16 protein-coding genes and 1 tRNA gene are annotated in these 17,406 nt (G+C 70.5%); 5 read left to right on the top strand and 12 right to left on the bottom strand.

Features of this window, described 5'->3' with window-relative positions; translation table 11 throughout:
• Nucleotides 1–121 precede the first annotated feature (121 nt).
• Nucleotides 122–382 carry a 30S ribosomal protein S20 gene (gene rpsT / locus L0965_RS12580; RefSeq protein ID WP_036285140.1) on the top strand — a complete coding sequence of 87 codons (261 nt, stop codon included), beginning with the start codon at nt 122–124 and terminating at the stop codon, nt 380–382.
• A 61-nt stretch (nt 383–443) separates the two neighbouring features.
• On the opposite strand, the gene holA is transcribed toward rpsT, so the two are convergent.
• The 5 genes from holA to L0965_RS12555 form a co-directional block, all read right to left on the bottom strand.
• A complete protein-coding gene (gene holA / locus L0965_RS12575; RefSeq protein WP_101306300.1) occupies nt 444–1,490 on the bottom strand; it encodes a DNA polymerase III subunit delta in 1,047 nt (348 codons plus the stop codon).
• A gap of 65 nt (nt 1,491–1,555) precedes the next feature.
• Nucleotides 1,556–3,883: a ComEC/Rec2 family competence protein gene (locus L0965_RS12570; protein ID WP_101306299.1), complete on the bottom strand. Its 2,328-nt coding sequence runs from the start codon at nt 3,881–3,883 to the stop codon at nt 1,556–1,558.
• Complete coding sequence (locus L0965_RS12565; RefSeq protein WP_101306298.1) at nt 3,880–4,470, bottom strand: ComEA family DNA-binding protein; 591 nt, start codon at nt 4,468–4,470, stop codon at nt 3,880–3,882. The genes L0965_RS12570 and L0965_RS12565 overlap by 4 nt, the downstream gene beginning before the upstream one ends.
• Before the next feature lie 127 nt (nt 4,471–4,597).
• Complete coding sequence (gene leuS / locus L0965_RS12560; RefSeq protein ID WP_101306297.1) at nt 4,598–7,180, bottom strand: leucine--tRNA ligase; 2,583 nt, start codon at nt 7,178–7,180, stop codon at nt 4,598–4,600.
• 70 nt (nt 7,181–7,250) lie between these two features.
• Entirely contained in the window at nt 7,251–8,561 is a 1,311-nt protein-coding gene (locus L0965_RS12555) for an anthranilate synthase component I family protein (protein WP_101306296.1), read from the bottom strand.
• An 84-nt stretch (nt 8,562–8,645) separates the two neighbouring features.
• On the opposite strand from L0965_RS12555, the gene L0965_RS12550 reads away from it, so the two are divergent.
• The 3 genes from L0965_RS12550 to L0965_RS12540 are packed head-to-tail and all read left to right on the top strand — an operon-like array spanning nt 8,646 to nt 11,112.
• Nucleotides 8,646–9,323 (top strand): DedA family protein, encoded by a 678-nt coding sequence (locus L0965_RS12550; RefSeq protein WP_101306295.1) that lies wholly within the window; start codon nt 8,646–8,648, stop codon nt 9,321–9,323.
• A gap of 4 nt (nt 9,324–9,327) precedes the next feature.
• Nucleotides 9,328–10,392 carry an App1 family protein gene (locus L0965_RS12545; protein ID WP_101306294.1) on the top strand — a complete coding sequence of 355 codons (1,065 nt, stop codon included), beginning with the start codon at nt 9,328–9,330 and terminating at the stop codon, nt 10,390–10,392.
• Between the two features lie 9 nt (nt 10,393–10,401).
• Nucleotides 10,402–11,112, top strand: coding sequence for an SOS response-associated peptidase (locus tag L0965_RS12540; protein ID WP_101306293.1), 711 nt, complete (start codon nt 10,402–10,404; stop codon nt 11,110–11,112).
• 51 nt (nt 11,113–11,163) lie between these two features.
• Here the strand turns inward: L0965_RS12540 and nagE are convergent, their stop codons facing one another.
• Nucleotides 11,164–13,146, bottom strand: coding sequence for an N-acetylglucosamine-specific PTS transporter subunit IIBC (gene nagE / locus L0965_RS12535; protein WP_101306292.1), 1,983 nt, complete (start codon nt 13,144–13,146; stop codon nt 11,164–11,166).
• A gap of 94 nt (nt 13,147–13,240) precedes the next feature.
• Nucleotides 13,241–13,915, bottom strand: a complete 675-nt coding sequence (locus L0965_RS12530; protein WP_308192930.1) for a M23 family metallopeptidase — start codon at nt 13,913–13,915, stop codon at nt 13,241–13,243.
• A gap of 600 nt (nt 13,916–14,515) precedes the next feature.
• Here L0965_RS12530 and L0965_RS12525 point away from each other — a divergent pair.
• Nucleotides 14,516–14,845: a hypothetical protein gene (locus L0965_RS12525; RefSeq protein ID WP_234057991.1), complete on the top strand. Its 330-nt coding sequence runs from the start codon at nt 14,516–14,518 to the stop codon at nt 14,843–14,845.
• Nucleotides 14,846–15,064: 219 nt separating this feature from the next.
• Here the strand turns inward: L0965_RS12525 and L0965_RS12520 are convergent.
• From L0965_RS12520 to L0965_RS12500, 5 genes are all read right to left on the bottom strand, one after another.
• Nucleotides 15,065–15,140: transfer RNA gene (locus tag L0965_RS12520), tRNA-Ala, on the bottom strand.
• A gap of 71 nt (nt 15,141–15,211) precedes the next feature.
• Complete coding sequence (rsfS, locus tag L0965_RS12515; protein WP_060958563.1) at nt 15,212–15,589, bottom strand: ribosome silencing factor; 378 nt, start codon at nt 15,587–15,589, stop codon at nt 15,212–15,214.
• A complete protein-coding gene (locus tag L0965_RS12510; protein ID WP_101306289.1) occupies nt 15,586–16,548 on the bottom strand; it encodes a hypothetical protein in 963 nt (320 codons plus the stop codon). The genes rsfS and L0965_RS12510 overlap by 4 nt, the downstream gene beginning before the upstream one ends.
• A complete protein-coding gene (gene nadD / locus L0965_RS12505) occupies nt 16,545–17,141 on the bottom strand; it encodes a nicotinate-nucleotide adenylyltransferase (RefSeq protein WP_060958561.1) in 597 nt (198 codons plus the stop codon). Before nadD ends, L0965_RS12510 begins: the two co-directional genes overlap by 4 nt.
• Nucleotides 17,142–17,150: 9 nt before the next feature.
• The gene (locus tag L0965_RS12500) at nt 17,151–17,378 is read right to left on the bottom strand and encodes a hypothetical protein (RefSeq protein WP_060958560.1); all 228 of its coding nucleotides are present in this window, start codon (nt 17,376–17,378) and stop codon (nt 17,151–17,153) included.
• Nucleotides 17,379–17,406 lie beyond the last annotated feature (28 nt).

Genomic DNA, 17,406 nt, shown 5'->3' with positions numbered 1-17,406 from the left:
GGCAACCTGATAGACTCGGTGATTGGCTTGCGTGTGGGTCCCACCCCGCACGCCGCCGGAGGCGTCCCTCTACCGCTACCCCGGCACATCCATCGAAAACCGAACGAAAGAGCCGTCGAACGTGGCGAACATCAAGTCGCAGATCAAGCGCAACAAGACCAACGAGAAGGCGCGCGAGCGCAACAAGGCCGTCAAGAGCGAGCTGAAGACCGAGGTGCGTCGCACCCGCGAGGCCATCGCCGCCGGCGACAAGGCCGCCGCCGAGAAGGCTCTCGCCAAGGCCTCGAAGAAGCTCGACAAGGCCGTGAGCAAGGGCGTCATCCACGAGAACCAGGCCGCGAACCGCAAGTCGTCGATCGCGAAGCAGGTCGCCGCTCTCTGAGCCGCATCCCGTCGCACGAAGGCCCGTCCCGCATCCGGGGCGGGCCTTCGTCGTGTCCGGGTCAGGCGCCGTAGGGGGCGCGCGTCGCGATGATCGTGATCAGGCGCTCGACCGCGAACACGGGGTCGCGCGAGGCGCCCTTGACCTCGGCATCCGCGCGCGCCGCCGCCTGGATGGCGCGCCCCAGGCTGGTCTCGTTCCAGCCGGTCAGGTCGCGCCGGGCGCGGTCGACCTGCCAGTCCTTCATCCCGAGGCGTGCGGCGATGGATGCCGACGACTCGCGCAGGCCGGCGACCCGCGCCATCGTCCGCAGCTTCGAGGCGATCGCGGCTACCAGCGGCACCGGGTCGGCTCCGCTCGCGAGCGCGTGGCGCAGGGCCACGAGCGCCTCGCCGTAGCGGCCGGCGATCGCGGTGTCGGCGACGGTGAACGCCGACGTCTCGACGCGGCCGCCGTAGTAGCGCTCGACGACCTGTTCGGTGATGTCACCGGGCACGTCGGAGATGAGCTGCTGGCAGGCGGCGGCCAGTTCGGTGAGATCGTCGGAGAAGGCGCCGACGAGGGCGCGCAGGGCGATCGGCGCGATCTTCTTGCGCGCGGTCTGGAACTCACCGGCGGCGAAGTCGAACCGGTCGGAATCGCGCTTGACCGCGGGGCAGGCGATCTCCACTCCCCCGCCCGTGCCGGAGCGGATCGCATCGAGCAGCTTCTTGCCGCGGACGCTCGATCCCGTATGGCGCAGGACGACGGTGGCGCCTTCTTGCGGGGCCTCGATGTAGGCGAGTGCCTCCGTGAGGAAGGCGTCGGAGCACTTCTCCACGCCACCGACCCGCACGAGGCGCGGCTCGCCGAACAGCGACGGCGAGGTCAGTGTCAGCAGGCTGCCGGAGGTGTAGTCGTCGGCGCGGAGGTCGGAGACCTCGAGGCTCGCGTCCTCGGCGCGCAGGAACTCGCGGATGCCGGCGGTCGCCCGCTCCGCGCAGACGTCCTCCGGCCCCGAGACGAGCACGATCGGCGCCGGCTGGGGGCTGCGCCAGGAGATCTGCGGGATCGCCGACGCGGTGCGGGAACCCCCGCGCGCGGTGGGACGACGGGCGGCGGGTGGCATGCCTCCAGCCTATCGACGCCGTCCGACGTCGCGTCGCCCCGCCACGTGGTCGCGGGCCGCCGCCGTCACGGCGGAGACCTCTCGCGCCAGACGCGGAGGGCCGACTCCTCGCTCCACAGGACGATGAGGCCCTCGGCGTCGGTGCGGTCGATGCGTGCGCCCAGCCCCGAGAGCATCGTGAGGGTCTCCGCGCGCGGATGCCCGTACGTGTTCGCGCCTACCGAGACAATCGCGAGAGCCGGGCGCAGGCGGGCGTAGAACCGGGCATCCTGATCCGCGCTGCCGTGGTGGGAGACCTTGACCACGGCGTAGGACGTCAGCAGCGGTGCGCTCGCGGCCAGGCGACGCTGCCCGTCCGCCGAGAGGTCGCCGAGCATCAGCGTCGTGGGGACCGCGGGACCGGTGACCTCGATGACCACGCTGGCGTCGTTGCCCGCTGCCGCTTTGCTCTCCGGCCCCCGCACGCGCCACCGCGCGTCTCCCAGCAGGCCGGTCATCCCCGCGGTGGCACGGACCGGTCGGGCTCCGCCCTCGGCGAGACGTCGGAGCGTGCGCTCATCGTCGGGGGTTCCGGCCGGTCCGTGGACGACGACGTCGACGCGGCCCACGACGGCCGCGACGCCGCCGTCGTGGTCGTGGTCGAAATGGGTCAGCACGAGCAGCTCGATGCGGTCGACGCCGAGCGTGCGCAGACAGCGCTCCAGCGCTGCCGGGTCGGGACCGGTGTCGACCAGCGCCACGTGCGCCGTCGACCGCACGACGAGCGCGTCGCCCTGGCCGACATCGCACGCCGCGATCGTCCAGTCCGACGGGATCCGGGCGCGCTCCCCGATCTCCGCGACCGGTCCCACGCCCAGCGCCACCGCGGCGGTGACCGCCAGCACGAGCAGCGAGGAGATGCGCCAGACCCGGCGCGTCCGCACGAGAAGGAGCCCGACCGCGAGGACCACCACGGCGAGGGCGAGGAGCCCGACCGGACCCTGCGGCCACCACACGACGCTGCCCGGAAGCTGCGCGACGACGGTGGCCGTCGCGGTGATCCAGGCCGCGGGAAGCCAGGCGAGCACGGCCATCCCCGCTCCGAGGACGGGGATGCCGGCGCATACGCACGCGGCGAGCCCGAGGACCGTGCCGAGCGGAGCGGCCGGTGCGGCGAGGACGTTCGCGAGCACCCCGTAGAGCGAGACCTGCGGCGAGATGAGCACGATGAGCGGGGCGCAGGCGAGCTGGGCGGCCAGCGGCACCGACAGGGCCAGGGCGAGGGGATGCGGCATCCACCGCGCCAACCCGTCTGCCAGCGGGCCGGCCACGACGAGCAGAGCGGCCGTCGCCGTGACGGACAGGGCGAAGCCGAGCGAGCGCGCCAGCCACGGATCCATGATGACGAGCACCGCGACCGAGACGGCGAGCAGAGACAGTCCCGCGCCGGTGCGTCCGAGGAGTACGCCGAGCATCGCCACCGCAGCCATGGTCGCGGCGCGGACGACGCTCGGCTCGGGCGAGACGAGCACGACGAACGCCACCAGGGCGGCGAGGCCCGCCCCGACCCGGATGCCGCGACGCGCGCCGCAGACGGCGGCGCCCCCGAACGCCATCCCCACGACCAGCGCGCAGTTCGCCCCGCTGACGGCGGTCAGGTGCGAGAGCGACGACGCCTTCATCGCGGTGTCCAGCCCCGGGTCGACGGTGGAGGTGTCACCGACGGCGAGTCCCGCGATGAGTCCGCGCCCGGGATCGGGCAGTCCGGCCGTGACCTCGACGAGGCCGCGGCGGAGCTCCGACGCGACGGACAGCGCTCCTGTCGGCCCCGACAGCAGCGTGGGCACGGACGCGGCGTCGATGACCAGCACCGCCCGGTCGCCCGCCTCCGGTCGCCAGCCCGTGCCCCGCAGTCGCACCCGCGCGCCGAGGTCGAGGCCGGTGGGCACCTCGGCCGTCCGCACGAGGACGGGGGCCGCCGCGGAGATCACGGTGTCGCCGTACTCGAGCCGCTCCAGGATCGCGTCGAAGCGCCACCCGGTCGCGCTGCGCTCGATCTTGCCGACCGCGGTCGCCATCACCGACAGGGCGCGGCCGCCGGTCGTGTCGGCGGCGGCGACGACCGCGCGCGTCGGCTGGGCTGCGGCGACCTGCATCGCCACCGCGCCGCTCGCGGCGAGGGCGACCGCGATCAGTGCGCACGCGGGCGCCGCACGGCCGCGGCGCACCGCGAAGAGCAGCACGGCCGCGGATGCCGCCCACAGCGCCGTCGCGACGACGCCGGAGACCTCGGCCTGGGCGGTCAGCAGGCCCGCGACGAGCCACGCGGCGGCCGCGACCGGCACCAGCCGGGCGTCGCGTCGCCGGAGGCGGCGTCCGCCGATCGCCCGCTCCGTCCGCGCGCCGACCCTCACACCGTCACCCGATCGCGCAACCCCGCCAGCATCTTCTCGCCGATCCCGGGCACCGAGAGCAGGTCGTCGACGCTCGTGAACCGTCCGTTCTCGGTGCGCCACGCGATGATGCGCTCCGCGATCGCCGGGCCGACGCGGGGCAGCGCGTCGAGAGCGGTGGCATCGGCGGTGTTCAGGTTCACCCGTCCCTCCCCGGTCGCGGCGGCGGCCGGTGGCGCGCTCTCCCCCACGCGCGGGACGTGCAGCTGCTCGCCGTCGCTCAGCGGGCGCGCGAGGTTGATGGCCGCGGCATCCGCGTCGTCGGCCAATCCGCCGGCGGCGGCCACGACGTCGACCACGCGCGCGCCGTCGTCGAGCCGGTACAGCCCGGGGTGAGTCACCGCGCCGGACACGTGCACGTACACGGGCGGCGGCGTCGGGTCCGCAACCGCCACGGGAACCGAGGCGGCGGGCGCCGCGGCCGAGCGCACCAACCCGATGACGACCGCGATCGCCGCGACCGCGAGCACCAGCACGATCGCCGCGCCGGTGCCGAGGCGGCGTCGCCGCACACGGGCCAGGGCGGCGTCGGCGGATGCCGCGGCCATCTCCTCGGGAGAACTCACCCGCCCACGCTCACACCCTCAGCGCGGCTGACGATCCCTTCCGGCGGCTGTTCGTGGAGAGCCGGCGGGGCGAGCGTCCTGGGGAGGAGGGGCTCCTCCCCTCGCGGGGTCAGGCCGTCGTGAAGCTGACGACCTTCGGCGCGCGCACGACGACCCGGGCGATCTCGCGGCCGGCGAGGGAGCGCACGACCTTCTCGTCCGCGCGCGCGAGCGCCTCGAGCTCGTCGGACGAGATGCGAGCGGGCACCGTCAGGGTGCCGCGCACCTTGCCGTCGATCTGGACGACCGCGGTCACCGACTCCTCGACCAGGAGGGTGGGGTCGGCCTGGCGCCACGTCGCGAGACCCACGAACGGCTCGTACCCGAGCTGCTCCCACATCTCCTCCGCCGTGTGCGGGGCGAACAGGTCGAGGATCATCGCCACGGCCTCGGCGGCTTCGCGAACGGCCGGATCGGAGGGGCCCGCGGGGCCGTCGATCGTCTTGCGCGTCGCGTTGACGAGCTCCATGAGGCGGGCGACGACGACGTTGAACTTGGTCTGCTCGATCAGCGCCGGGGCATCCGCCCACAGGCGGTGGGTCACGCGGCGCAGGGCCGTGTCGCCCTCGGCCCACACGACGTCCGGGGCGCTCGACACGTCGTGCGCGATGCGCCAGGCGCGGGCGAGGAACTTGGCGGCGCCGGTGGTCGAGACGTCGCTCCAGTCCTTGTCGTCCTCTACGGGGCCCGCGAAGGCGAGCGCGACGCGCAGTGCGTCGGCGCCGTGGGCGTTGAGCTCGTCCTGGAAGAGCACGAGGTTGCCCTTGCTCTTGCTCATCTTGGCGCCGTCGAGGATGACCATGCCCTGGTTGATGAGGTTCGAGAAGGGCTCGGTGAACTCCACCAAGCCCATGTCGAACAGCGCCTTCGTGATGAAGCGGGCATACAGGAGGTGGAGGATCGCGTGCTCCACGCCGCCGATGTAGAAGTCCACCGGACCCCAGCGGTCGGCTTCCTTCGACGAGAACGCCCGTGCGGCGTCCCCCGGCGACAGGAAGCGCAGGAAGTACCACGAGCTGTCGACGAACGTGTCCATCGTGTCGGGGTCGCGGAGGGCCGGCTCGCCCGTCTCGGGGTCGACGGTCTCGACCCAGCCCGTCGCCGCGCCGAGGGGCGAGGAGCCCTTGGGCGTGAGATCCAGGCCCTCCATCGCCGGGAGCTCGACGGGGAGCTGATCGTCCGGCACCGGGACGATGCGACCGTCGGCGGTGTGCACCATCGGGATCGGCGTGCCCCAGTAGCGCTGACGCGAGATGAGCCAGTCGCGGAGGCGATAGGTCTTCGCGGCGCGACCGGTGCCGGCGGCCTCGAGCTGCTCGATGGCCCGGGCGATGGCGTTGCGCTTGCTCAGTCCGTCGAGCGGGCCGGAGTTCATCATCCGGCCGTCGCCCGTGAGCGCCACCCCCGTCACGGCGGGATCGATCTCGTCCAGGCCCGGGGCACCCGGATCGATCGGCACGCCCTCGGCATCCAGCTCGATGACGGGGATCGCGCCGGTGACCGGCGCCGTCGTGTCGACGACCACCTTCACGGGCAGGTCGAACGCGCGCGCGAAGTCGAGGTCGCGCTGGTCGTGGGCGGGCACCGCCATGACGGCGCCGTGGCCGTAGCCGGCGAGCACGTAGTCGGCGGCCCAGATGGGCAGCCGCTCCCCCGTGACCGGGTTGATCGCATACCGCTCCAGGAAGACGCCGGTCTTCGGGCGGTCGGCCGTCTGCCGGTCGATCTCGCTCGTCTTCTGCACGGTGTCGAGGTAGTCCTGGAAGCGCATGCGCGCCTCCGGGGATGCCGAGGCCACCAGCTCCGCGGCCAGGTCGGAGTCGGGGGCGACGACCATGAACGTGGCGCCGTAGAGGGTGTCGGGTCGCGTCGAGAACACCGTGATCTTCTCGGTGCGACCCTCGATCTCGAAGTCGATGTCGGCGCCGACGGAGCGGCCGATCCAGTTGCGCTGCATCTGCAGCACCTTGTGCGGCCAGAAGCCCTCGAGCTGGTTGAGGTCGTCGAGCAGACGGTCGGCGTATTCGGTGATGCGGAAGAACCACTGCGTGAGCTTCTTCTTCACCACGACGGCGCCGCTGCGCTCGGACGTGCCGTCGGGCAGCACCTGCTCGTTCGCCAGCACCGTCTGGTCCACCGGGTCCCAGTTGACCAGCGCGTCCTTGCGGTACGCGAGCCCCTTCTCGTACAGGCGCTGGAACAGCCACTGGTTCCAGCGGTAGTACTCGGGGTCGGAGGTGTGCAGCACGCGTGACCAGTCGAACGAGACGCCGTACTGCTGCATGCTCGATCGCTGCTGCGCGATGTTGCCGTAGGTCCAGCCGCGCGGCTCGACACCGCGCTTGATGGCGGCGTTCTCGGCGGGCAGGCCGAAGCTGTCCCAGCCGATGGGGTTGAGCACGTTGTAGCCGCGGTGCCGCCAGAAGCGCGCGACGATGTCGGAGTACAGGTAGTTCTCCGCGTGACCCATGTGCAGATCACCCGAGGGGTAGGGGAACATCGCGAGCACGTACTTGCGGGGGCGCGTGTCGTCGTCGCCGCCGGCGCGGAACGGGTCCTTCTCGGCCCAGATGCGCTGCCACTTCTCCTGCACGGCGTGCACGTCGTACGGTCCGTTCTCGGCGGCGGTGGCGATGTCTGTGGGGCTGCTCATGGGAAGGGGAAGACCAATCTGAAAGCTGGGGAACGCGCGAGAGGCGTGCTTCCAGGTTAGCGGACCCGCCCTACCATCCCGGCGGGAGGGCGGCGCCGAGCGCACCGAGCGGACCCCGGGCCTTGACGCCCACCTCGGCCACCTCGGCATCGGGGTCGGAGAGCCAGGTGATGCCGCCCCCGGCCCCCACGTAGGCGCCTCCCGGATGCAGCACGATCGAGCGGATGGTCATCGCGAGATCGGCGCGTCCGTCGTCGCCGACCCAGCCGAAGCAGCCGGAGTAGAGTCCGCGCGGTCCGGCCTCGAGCCCGTGCAGGATCCGCATCGCCGACAGCTTCGGCGCCCCGGTCATGCTGCCGGCGGGAAAGGTCGCCGCGAGCAGCCGCGCCCACGTCGTCCCCGGCCTGAGCCGTCCCGCGACGGTGCTGACCAACTGGTGCACCGCCGAGTACGACTCCACCTCGAGCAGGCGTTCCGCGCTCACGGTGCCGGGTGCGCACACGCGCTGGAGGTCGTTGCGCATGAGGTCGACGATCATCACGTTCTCCGCGCGCTCCTTGACGCTCTCCGCCAGCTCGCGGGCAAGGGCCGCGTCCTCGGCGCTGTCGCCGCCGCGCGGACGCGTCCCCTTGATCGGGCGGGTACGGACCATACCGTCGGCCACCTCGAGGAACCGTTCGGGACTCGCGCTGAGCAGGGCGAACGCGCCGCTGCGGATGATGCCGCCGTGGTGCGCGGGCAGGGCCGCGCGCAGGCGCAGATAGGTGTCGACGGGGTCGATCGGGTCGGATGCGGCGACGTCGAAGCGCGTCGTCAGGCACAGCTGGTAGGCCTCCCCCGCGCGGATCGCCGCCCGGCAGCGTTCGATCAGCGCGCGGTACTCCGAGGGTCGCTGGCGAGCGGATGCCGTGGCGACGACGCCCCCGGCATCCGTCCGCGGCGGCGCATCCCGGCGCGCGTCGAGGAGCGCGAGCGCCGCGGCCAGCTCCGCCGGCTCGGCGACCAGCCACATCGCGCGCGCGGCGTGGTCGACGGTGACGAACCAGGGCACGCGCAGCCACGCCTCCTGCGGTCCGTCCCGGTCGTCGACGGTGGCCGGTGCCCCCGCCGCCCGTGCGGCGGCATCGAAGCCCGACCATCCGACCCACCCGCCGCGGAACGGTCCCGGCGGGACGGGATCGCCTGCGCCGCCGTCCGCTGCCAGCACGACGTCGGAAGGACCGATCTCGTCGGGGACGCCGACGCCCATCCAGCTGTACCCGGTCGTCGCGTGCGGCCCGGCATCCAGCCAAAACGCGTGCTCGTGGTCGCCGAGACCGCCGCGGAACAGTGCCGCGGGATCGGTCCAGGCGAGCGGATGTGCGACGAGGCGCGCGGGCATCCTCCCAGGCTAGACGGCGGCGCCGCGCCGACCGGGACCCGCCGCGCGGCATACGCACACCCAGGTGCCGCATAGGCTGGTCGCGTGAACGAGTTCCTCTCGTGGCTGCTCGATGCCGTGCAGACTGTCGACCCCGTGCTGCGCACGGTTCTCGCCGGGATCGCCATCCTGCTGGAGACGAGCGTCCTCGTCGGACTGATCGTCCCCGGCGACACCGTCGTCATCGTCGCCGCGACGGCGGTCGGGTCGGTCGCGGAGGCCGCGGTGCTGATGGTCGTCGTGGTCGTCGGGGCGCTGGTGGGCGAGAGCATCGGCTTCTGGCTGGGTCGGTGGCTCGGCCCGCGCATCCGCTTCTCGCGGCTGGGGCGTCGCATCGGCGAGGACAACTGGACCCGCGCGGAGCTCTACCTGCGTCGCCGCGGCGGCCCCGCCATCTTCCTGTCCCGCTTCCTGCCGGTGCTGCACTCGCTCGTGCCGCTCACAGTCGGGATGAGCGGCTTCTCCTACCGCCGCTTCCTGGCGTGGACCGCGCCGGCCTGTACCGTCTGGGCGGTCGCGTACGTCAGCGTCGCGGCGGCGGCGGCGGGCACCTACCGCGAACTCGCCGACCGGCTGCACGTCGCCGGATACCTCTTCGTGGCCGTCATCGCCGTCTTCCTCGTGCTCGCGTACATCGCCAAGCGCGTGATCGTCGCGCGGGAGGCGCGGCACATGCGCCTCGACGACGCGGACACCCGTCCGACCGAGGACATGAAAGACTGAAGCGATGCACGCCGAACCCGCACCGCGTGTCAAGGTGCTCTGGATCGCTCGTCTGGAGTACAGATTCCACGCCTGGCGCGAGCGTCGCTCCCGCGCCCGCGGGCTGCGGCCGAGCGTGTCCGCCTATCCGGGTTACGGCGGCGAGGACTGGGTGCGGGTGCTGGGCCGGGTGCTCATCGTGCCGCCCGTGCGCACACGCCGCCGCACGCGTCATCGCGGCGAAGACATCGGCGTGCGCGGCTGGCGGAGCTTCGCGGCAGTGCCCGTCGGGTACGCCCACGTGACGGTCACGATCGACGGTGTGAGCCATGACGTCGTGGCCGACCGCGGCGGCGTGGTCGACACCGTGCTGCCCGCGCGCCTCCAACCGGGATGGCAACCCCTGACGATGACCGTCGAAGGCTCCGAGCCCTTCGAGACGCGCGTGTTCGTCGTCGGCGCCGACGTGCGCTTCGGCGTCATCTCCGACGTCGACGACACCGTGATGGTCACCGCCCTGCCCCGTCCTCTCGTCGCGGCGTGGAACTCCTTCGTCCTGGACGAGCACGCCCGTCAGCCGGTGCCCGGCATGGCGGTGCTCCTCGAACGCCTGGTGCGCGAGAGCCCCGGGGCTCCGGTCGTCTACCTGTCCACCGGCGCATGGAACGTCGCGCCCACCCTGCAGCGCTTCCTGCGACGACACCTCTTCCCGCCGGGTGCGCTGCTGCTGACGGACTGGGGGCCCACGCACGACCGGTGGTTCCGCAGCGGTCGCGCCCACAAAGAGGAGAACCTGCGGCGCCTCGCCCGAGAATTCCCGCAGGTGTCCTGGGTGCTCATCGGTGACGACGGCCAGCACGACGACGCGCTGTACACGGCTTTCACGAGCGAGAACCCCGAGCGTGTGCGGGCGGTGGCGATCCGCCGGCTGTCCTCCGCCGAGGCGGTCCTCGCCGGGGGCCGGACCGCCGTCGACGATCACTCGGCCGCGGCGGTGCCGTGGGTGACGGGTGACGACGGCGCCGCGCTTCTGGATCGTCTCGCGGAGATCGGCGTGCTCGACGCCGACGGCGTCGGAGGCCCCGCGTAGGCTGGCCGCATGTGCGGTCGTTTCGTCGTGGGCAGTTCCGGGTCCGAGCTGGTCGGCGTCCTCCGGGTGGACGTGATCGGTGACGATCTGCCGGCGCCCTCGTACAACGTCGCACCTACCGATCGTGTCGCGATCGTCCTCGACTCGGCGAAGACCGAGCCGCCCACGCGACGGCTCGAGGCCGCCCGGTGGGGGCTCGTGCCCTCCTGGTCGAAGGATCCCGGCATCGGTGCGAAGGCGATCAACGCGCGCGCCGAGGAGGTCGAGGACAAACCGATGTTCCGTCAGGCGCTGATCGCGCGGCGCGCGATCGTCCCGGCATCCGGGTACTACGAATGGAAGACCGAGGACGGCGTCAAGACGCCGTACTACATCCACCCGGCCGGTGATGAGCCGCTGTTCTTCGCGGGGCTCTACGAGTGGTGGAAGGATCCGGCGAAGGCTCCGGACGATCCCACGCGGTGGATGCTGAGCTTCACGGTGATGACGCGTGGCGCGGTCGGTCAGCTGGGGTCGATCCATGATCGGATGCCGCTGTTCATCGACGCCGACTACGCGGATGTGTGGCTCGACCCGACGACCGAGAACGTCGGCGACCTGCTCGACGCGACGATCGACGCCTCTCCGGTGCTCGTCGACGGGCTGATGATGCGTCAGGTGGGTCGCGAGGTCGGCAACGTGCGCAACAACGGTCCGGAACTGATCGAACCCGTCTCCTGACACGACGAGGAGCGGGCTTTTCCGCCCGCTCCTCGCGCGGATCGCCGTCGGTCAGACGAACTCGACGGTGGCGTTCTCGTTGTTCAGCACGATGACCGGTGTGATCGCGGAATGTCCCGCGGCGCGGATCTTGTCGGCGTCGAAGCGGAGGAGCGGCGTGCCGGCGCTCACGGCGTCTCCGGTCTTCACGAGGGTCTCGAATCCGTCGCCCTTCATGTCCACGGTGTCGATGCCGATGTGGATCAGCAGTTCGGTGCCGTCGGCCAGAGCCAGTCCGATCGCGTGGCCGGTCGGGAACACCGAGGCGACGGTTCCTGCCGCGGGCGCCACGATCGTGTCGCCCGCGGGGTCGATCGCGAGTCCGGGACCCATCGTGCCCTCGGCGAACATGGCGTCGGGCACCTCGGACAGCGGGAGCACCGTGCCGGCGACGGGCTGACGCAGCTGCAGCGTCGCCGCGGGCACGGTCCGCGCCCGCAGTCGCTGTTCGGCGGCGGCGCCCGCCGCCACCGCCGCGCCCCCGACGCCGCCCACGAAGCCCGCCGCCGCGCCGGTCTGGCCCGCATCCGCACCGCGGAAGGCCTCGATGTTGCGGTCGTTGAGGATGTCCTCCATCGCGTCTTTGACGAACTGCACGTTGAGGCCGTACACGACCTGCACGGAATGCCCGCCCGGCTTGATGGTGCCCGCAGCGCCGGCACGCTTCAGCGCGTGCTCGTCGACCTGAGAGGTGTCGGCGATCTCCATGCGCAGCCGCGTCGCGCAGTTGTCGACGTCGATGATGTTCTGCTTCCCGCCCAGCGCCGCGATGAACTTCTCCGCCGTGCCGTGATAGCCCGTGAGGCTCGTGCCGACGTTGTCGGCATCCTGTTCGTCGAGCTCGTCGCCGCGGCCCGGAGTCTTCAGCTTGAACCGCTTGATCAGGAAGTAGAACGTGAAGAAGTAGATGAAGAACCAGGCGACGCCCAGCAGCAGGAGGATCCACGGGTTCTCTGCCATCGGATTCGTCCACTGCAGGAACATGTCGATGAATCCGGCGGAGAAGCCGAAGCCCAGTCGCGTCGGGAGCATCGCCGCGATCATGACGGAGATGCCGGTGAAGACGGCATGGATGAGGTAGAGCCAGGGAGCGACGAACATGAAGGCGAACTCGAGCGGCTCCGTGACGCCGACGAAGAAGGAGGCGATCGCGCCCGAGAGCATGATGCCGTAGGTGACCTTCTTGCGTCGTGAGTCGGCGGTCATATACATCGCCAGGGCGGCGCCCGGAAGACCGAACATCATGATCGGGAAGAACCCCGCCATGTACTGCCCGGTGACGCCGTAGGTACCGGTGCCGTTGAGGAAGTTGACGAGGTCGTTGATGCCGGCGACGTCGAACCAGAACACCGAGTTGAGCGCGTGGTGCAGGCCGGTGGGAATCAGCAGCCGGTTCATGAAGCCGTAGAGGCCGGCGCCGAACGGGCCGAGCGTCGAGATCCACTCGCCGAAGGTGACGAGGGCGCCGTAGACAACGGGCCAGACGAACATCAGAACCACGGCCACCACCAGGGAGAGCCCGGCCGTGACGATCGCGACCGAGCGCTTCCCCGAGAAGAACGAGAGCGCATCGGGCAGCTTCGTGTCTTTGAACCTGTTGTAGCACCAGGCGCCGATCAGACCGGCGACGATGCCCACGAACACGTTCTGCACCTTGCCGAACGCCGGATTGACGTTCGCGAGGTCTTCGATGCCGAGCAGCTTCTGCATCGTGGCAGGGGCCAGGAGGGTGGTGATCGTCAACCAGGAGACCAGGCCGGCGAGAGCCGAGGTGCCGTCGGTCTTGTTCGCCATGCCGATCGAGACGCCGACGGCGAACAGGAGCGGCATGTTGTCGAGCAGGGCGCCGCCGGCGGCGCCGAGGAAGGCGGACACGATGTTCGAGCCGCCGGCGGCAGAACTGATCCAGTAGGAGATACCGGAGAGGATCGCGGCGACCGGCAGCACCGCGACCGGGAGCATGATCGATCGGCCGAGTCTTTGGAAGAACTTCATCGGTGAACTCCGTCCCTGAGGGAATCGGGTCGCGCGTCGCTGCGGACCACTGAGGGGACGCTACCGCCGATCAATGGTCGCGCACAGCATTCATTCAGCCAATTCCGCTGAGACCTGACCCCTCGGGACGCCCTCCTGCGATCGCGTCGATGACCTCCCCGCGATGCGGAAGCGCACTGTTGACGCGGAGGCGCACGGCGCGAGCGCGATCGGCGTCGGGAGAATCCATGGCCTGCAGGTGAAGGTGCGGCTCGGTGCTGTTGCCGGAGTTGCCGCAGCGGCCGACGACGTCGCCGGTCCGCACGCGCTGACCTGGGCGCACGACGAGGCTCCCCCGCTGAAGGTGGCACAGCGCCACGATGACGCCGTCCCGGTCGATGAGGACGTGGTTGCCGGCCAGTGCCACCCATCCGCCGCGGACGCGTCGTCGCTGAGTGAGCGCGTAGGCGATCGAGGGCAGACCGCGATGGGCGAGGTGATCGGGCTCGGTGTCATGGGCGGCGACGACCACGCCGTCGACGGGCGCCAGCAGAGGGCGTCCGAACCCGGGAAACAGCGACGGCGGCTCCGCGCGCACGAGCGAACGGGCCGTGATCGGCGCCGTGCGCCCCGCGTCGTCGACGGGAACGAAATCGATGGCGTAGGACGTGGCGAAGAGAGTCGTGCCGTGACTCGGCACCCGATCTGCCGGGCTGTTGCCAACGAGCCAGCGACCCGCGAACGGATATGCCAGGTCGACCGCCGCAACCATGCCGTTCCTCTCCGTCATCCGAACGGCTGACCATGCGGGACCGCCGACGAGAGCGAGTGTGCCTTGTCGGCGGCCGATGTAGACGAAAGCACCCACTTTGAGGCACTCGCGTCATGGCATCAGCCCCTTCGTGTCAGAGCATATGTGACTCGTTCGCGGACCTCAGTTCGCCGCGGACGCGCATTCGCACTCGCCTGCGCCGCAGCTCTCCTCCTCGTCCTAGCTCGTCGAAACACCCAGCTCGTTCGCCGCGCGTCCTATTCCGACGGCCCCAGACAGCCCGAAATAGTCTGGATTGTCATGCGCGCGTGGCTTTTCAGGCGAAGAGCAATTGCGCGTCGTATCTCGATGTTGAGGCCGCCGAATCCGACAGCGCGGGCGCGCAACATGTGCACAATCGGAGGGCAACCCAATGCGCCCACGATTAATGCACCAGCAGTAGGCGAAAGTCGCATACGTGTTCCCCAAGGCGGCGGTCGGCATGTGCAGCGTGTTCATACATCCAGCTACAGGCGAATCTCGCCCAGAGTGACAAGCCCAAGTCGTGTCTCTTCTTCAACGTCGTCCCCGCACCGGGTAGCATCTGGCGCGTGGGTTGCTGACGAACGAGGAGACAAGATGAACGAGATGCTCGTCTACACGATCACGGCCCTTATCGCCGTGAGCACGGGTGTGACCTTTGGCGCAGTTCCCGCTAGCCCGCTGCGCGTGATCACCACGACGGCCGGAGTAATGTCTACCGTCGCCATTGTCATTGGCGCCGTCGTCATCGGTCCCGAAGCTCCGTGGATGGGGCCGCTTTTCGCAGTTACGGCAGGACTGTCTGCGCTGCTCGTTGCTGCAGTCGCGCGTTCTGCAGTGCCCGGACTCATCGGCGAGCCGTACTGGCGGCGAGTGAAGCTCATCGCCTTCCACAACGGCAGATTGCGCACGGTCGAGGGCCACTGAATCTCGACGAAGAGGCGGCACGACGAAACGCAGTGCCGCCTCTTTCATGCCGCCTTCTGGTGTGCGTGCGAGAAGTGCTCCACGCACTCCGGGGTCGGCTCCATCTGTGATGCTGGCTCGACGGAGCCGTAATACTCGAAACACGACGACGAATCAGCTACAACAGAAGCTCTCGGGGACCTTCGAGGGATGCCGAGAACAGCCTTTGATCAGCAATATTGGTGGACCTGAGGGGACTCGAACCCCTGACCCCCTGCATGCCATGCAGGTGCGCTACCAGCTGCGCCACAGGCCCATTTTCAGTTGTCTGCCGCTCGCGGCAACCCCTCTACCTTACTACATCTCGCGGGGTGCAACGAACACGTGTCACTCCGCGGCGGCCGGCGCGGCGACCTCGATGGGAACGATCGGGCAGTCCTTCCACAGCCGTTCCAGACCGTAGAACACCCGCTCCTGCTCGTGGAAGACGTGCACGACGAGATCGCCGAAGTCCAGGAGGATCCAGCGCGACTCCTGGCGGCCCTCGCGGCGCAGCCGCTTGACGCCCTGTTCGAGCATGGCCTCCTCCACCGCGTCGGCGATCGCCGCGACGTTACGCTCACTCGATCCGGTCGCGAGAAGGAACACATCCACGAGGGGCAGCGGCTCGGACACATCGAACGCGAGGAGATCCTCGGCGCCCTTGCTCTCTGCCGCGGCCGCGGCGATCGCGACCAGGTCGCGGGTGCTGTCGGCGGCGGTCATCGGAAGGCTCCTGTCACGAGTGCGACGATCAGCACGCCGGTCAGGGCGAGGGCGAGCGCGCCGGCGGTGATGACGAGGGCCAGCATGAGCCGGCTCCCCTTCTCCGGCGCCGGCGGCTTGATGATGTCTTCTGCGCTCTTGATCGTGCTGATCGCGGAACTCGCCGCGATCGGGGTGGGTGAGGACGAGGCCGGAAGCTCACCGTCGACGAGGACGGCATCCGTCTCCTTGTTGTCGGCGAGGCCGGGCAGCGTGCCGGTCGAGCCGAAGGACTCGGGCAGCGAGAAGGTGCCGGTGATGAGCACTTCGCCGGTGGCCGTGATGGGCGAGACGAGCGCGCCCGTCTCGGGCGTCTGCGACAGGATGAGCGCGTTGGGGGCCGAGAGTGCCCCCGTCGCGGTGCTGCCGCGGGTGAGGAGCTGATCGAACGACGCGGGCAGCTCCAGATCGACGTTCTCGCCGGCGAGGAGGCCCGACCCGAAGGTCGGCGCGACGATCGGCCGCTCCTGCTCATCGGTCTCGCGAGACTCGGGCGCCTCCGCGAAGGGCTCGCGGGTCACGGCGGGGGTCTCCTCCGGCGATGCGGGAGCCTCGACACCGGAACCCGCCGCGGCATCGCGCGCCTCGGCGGGCGCGGCGGATCCGTCGCCCTCGTCGGTCGCCGTGTCGTCGGCGACGGTCACGGATGCCGTGCGCAGGCGCTCCTGCCGCCTCGAGGCCCGGCGGGTGACGGGCTGGGCGTCGAGGTCGATGTCGGCTGCCGCCGGGGGCGCCTCGGGCACGTCTGCGGGCTCAGCGGCGCGCGGCAACGGCGCGACGACCGCGGGGGCCGGCTCGGCGGCGTGCGCGGCCTTGTCGGCCTCTTCGGGGGTGATCACCGGCGTCGAGGCGGTGTTGCGCATCTCGCGCAGCTGCCGCCGGGTCAGCTGGGGAGTTTCGGGCTGGTCGGGTGTGCTCATGCCTCGCTCCGGTAAAGGTGGTGCTTCGCAATGTATTGGACGACGCCGTCGGGGACGAGGTACCACACGGGGTGTCCCTTCCGGACGCGTGCGCGGCAGTCCGTCGACGAGATCGACAGGGCGGGGATCTCGAGCCGGCTGACGACCTCCTCGGGCAGTCCTTCCGTGGACAGCACGTGTCCCGGCCGCGAGACCGCGACGAAGTGGGCGAGGTCCCACAGGCCGTCGTGGTCGCGCCATCCGAGGATCTGCGCGATCGCGTCCGCTCCCGTGATGAAGAAGAGCTCGGCGTCGGGGCGTGCGGCCTTGAGGTCGCGAAGCGTGTCGATGGTGAAGGTGGGTCCGCCGCGGTCGATGTCGACGCGGCTGACGGTGAACTGCGGATTGGATGCCGTCGCGATGACGGTCATCAGATAGCGGTGCTCCCCCGCCGTCACGTCTGCCTTCTGCCACGGCATCCCCGTGGGCACGAAGACGACCTCGTCGAGGTCGAAGGACTGCGCGACTTCGCTCGCTGCCACGAGGTGTCCATGGTGGATCGGGTCGAAGGTTCCACCCATGACCCCGATGCGTGGGGCGCGCGTCGAAGTCATCCTGCCGTCCTAGTGGTGGCCGTGTCCCACCTGCGCCTGGTCGACGGGGTGCGCCTTGGCGTAGGCCTCGGCCTTGTGCGAGTGACGGTTGGCGACGTTGCGGTACGACAGCGTCACCAGTCCGAGCGCCAAGAACACGATGAACGCGATCAGGCCGAAGATGAACGTCTCGGCCTGGACGTTGCCGTGGTGCTCCGCCTCCGCCGAGGCGAGGGCGAGGATCGTGGCGAGGGTCATTCGGACTCCTTCGAAAGTCGGGTCTTCC

The organism is Microbacterium sp. NFH-22A-Y (assembly GCF_021401375.1).
Classification (GTDB): domain Bacteria; phylum Actinomycetota; class Actinomycetes; order Actinomycetales; family Microbacteriaceae; genus Microbacterium; species Microbacterium hominis.
Note: the sequence above shows the minus strand (reverse complement) of the source record. Positions and strands in the feature narration are given on the sequence as shown.

Excerpts from the sequence above, each read along its gene's own strand:
- L0965_RS12565 (WP_101306298.1), bottom strand. The coding sequence starts at position 4,470 with ATGGCCGCGGCATCCGCCGACGCCGCCCTGGCCCGTGTGCGGCGACGC.
- L0965_RS12510 (WP_101306289.1), bottom strand. The coding sequence starts at position 16,548 with ATGAGCACACCCGACCAGCCCGAAACTCCCCAGCTGACCCGGCGGCAG.
- L0965_RS12525 (WP_234057991.1), top strand. The coding sequence starts at position 14,516 with ATGAACGAGATGCTCGTCTACACGATCACGGCCCTTATCGCCGTGAGC.
- L0965_RS12545 (WP_101306294.1), top strand. The coding sequence starts at position 9,328 with ATGCACGCCGAACCCGCACCGCGTGTCAAGGTGCTCTGGATCGCTCGT.
- holA (WP_101306300.1), bottom strand. The coding sequence starts at position 1,490 with ATGCCACCCGCCGCCCGTCGTCCCACCGCGCGCGGGGGTTCCCGCACC.
- nagE (WP_101306292.1), bottom strand. The coding sequence starts at position 13,146 with ATGAAGTTCTTCCAAAGACTCGGCCGATCGATCATGCTCCCGGTCGCG.
- L0965_RS12555 (WP_101306296.1), bottom strand. The coding sequence starts at position 8,561 with ATGCCCGCGCGCCTCGTCGCACATCCGCTCGCCTGGACCGATCCCGCG.
- L0965_RS12540 (WP_101306293.1), top strand. The coding sequence starts at position 10,402 with ATGTGCGGTCGTTTCGTCGTGGGCAGTTCCGGGTCCGAGCTGGTCGGC.
- L0965_RS12500 (WP_060958560.1), bottom strand. The coding sequence starts at position 17,378 with ATGACCCTCGCCACGATCCTCGCCCTCGCCTCGGCGGAGGCGGAGCAC.
- L0965_RS12530 (WP_308192930.1), bottom strand. The coding sequence starts at position 13,915 with ATGACGGAGAGGAACGGCATGGTTGCGGCGGTCGACCTGGCATATCCG.
- leuS (WP_101306297.1), bottom strand. The coding sequence starts at position 7,180 with ATGAGCAGCCCCACAGACATCGCCACCGCCGCCGAGAACGGACCGTAC.
- nadD (WP_060958561.1), bottom strand. The coding sequence starts at position 17,141 with ATGACTTCGACGCGCGCCCCACGCATCGGGGTCATGGGTGGAACCTTC.
- rsfS (WP_060958563.1), bottom strand. The coding sequence starts at position 15,589 with ATGACCGCCGCCGACAGCACCCGCGACCTGGTCGCGATCGCCGCGGCC.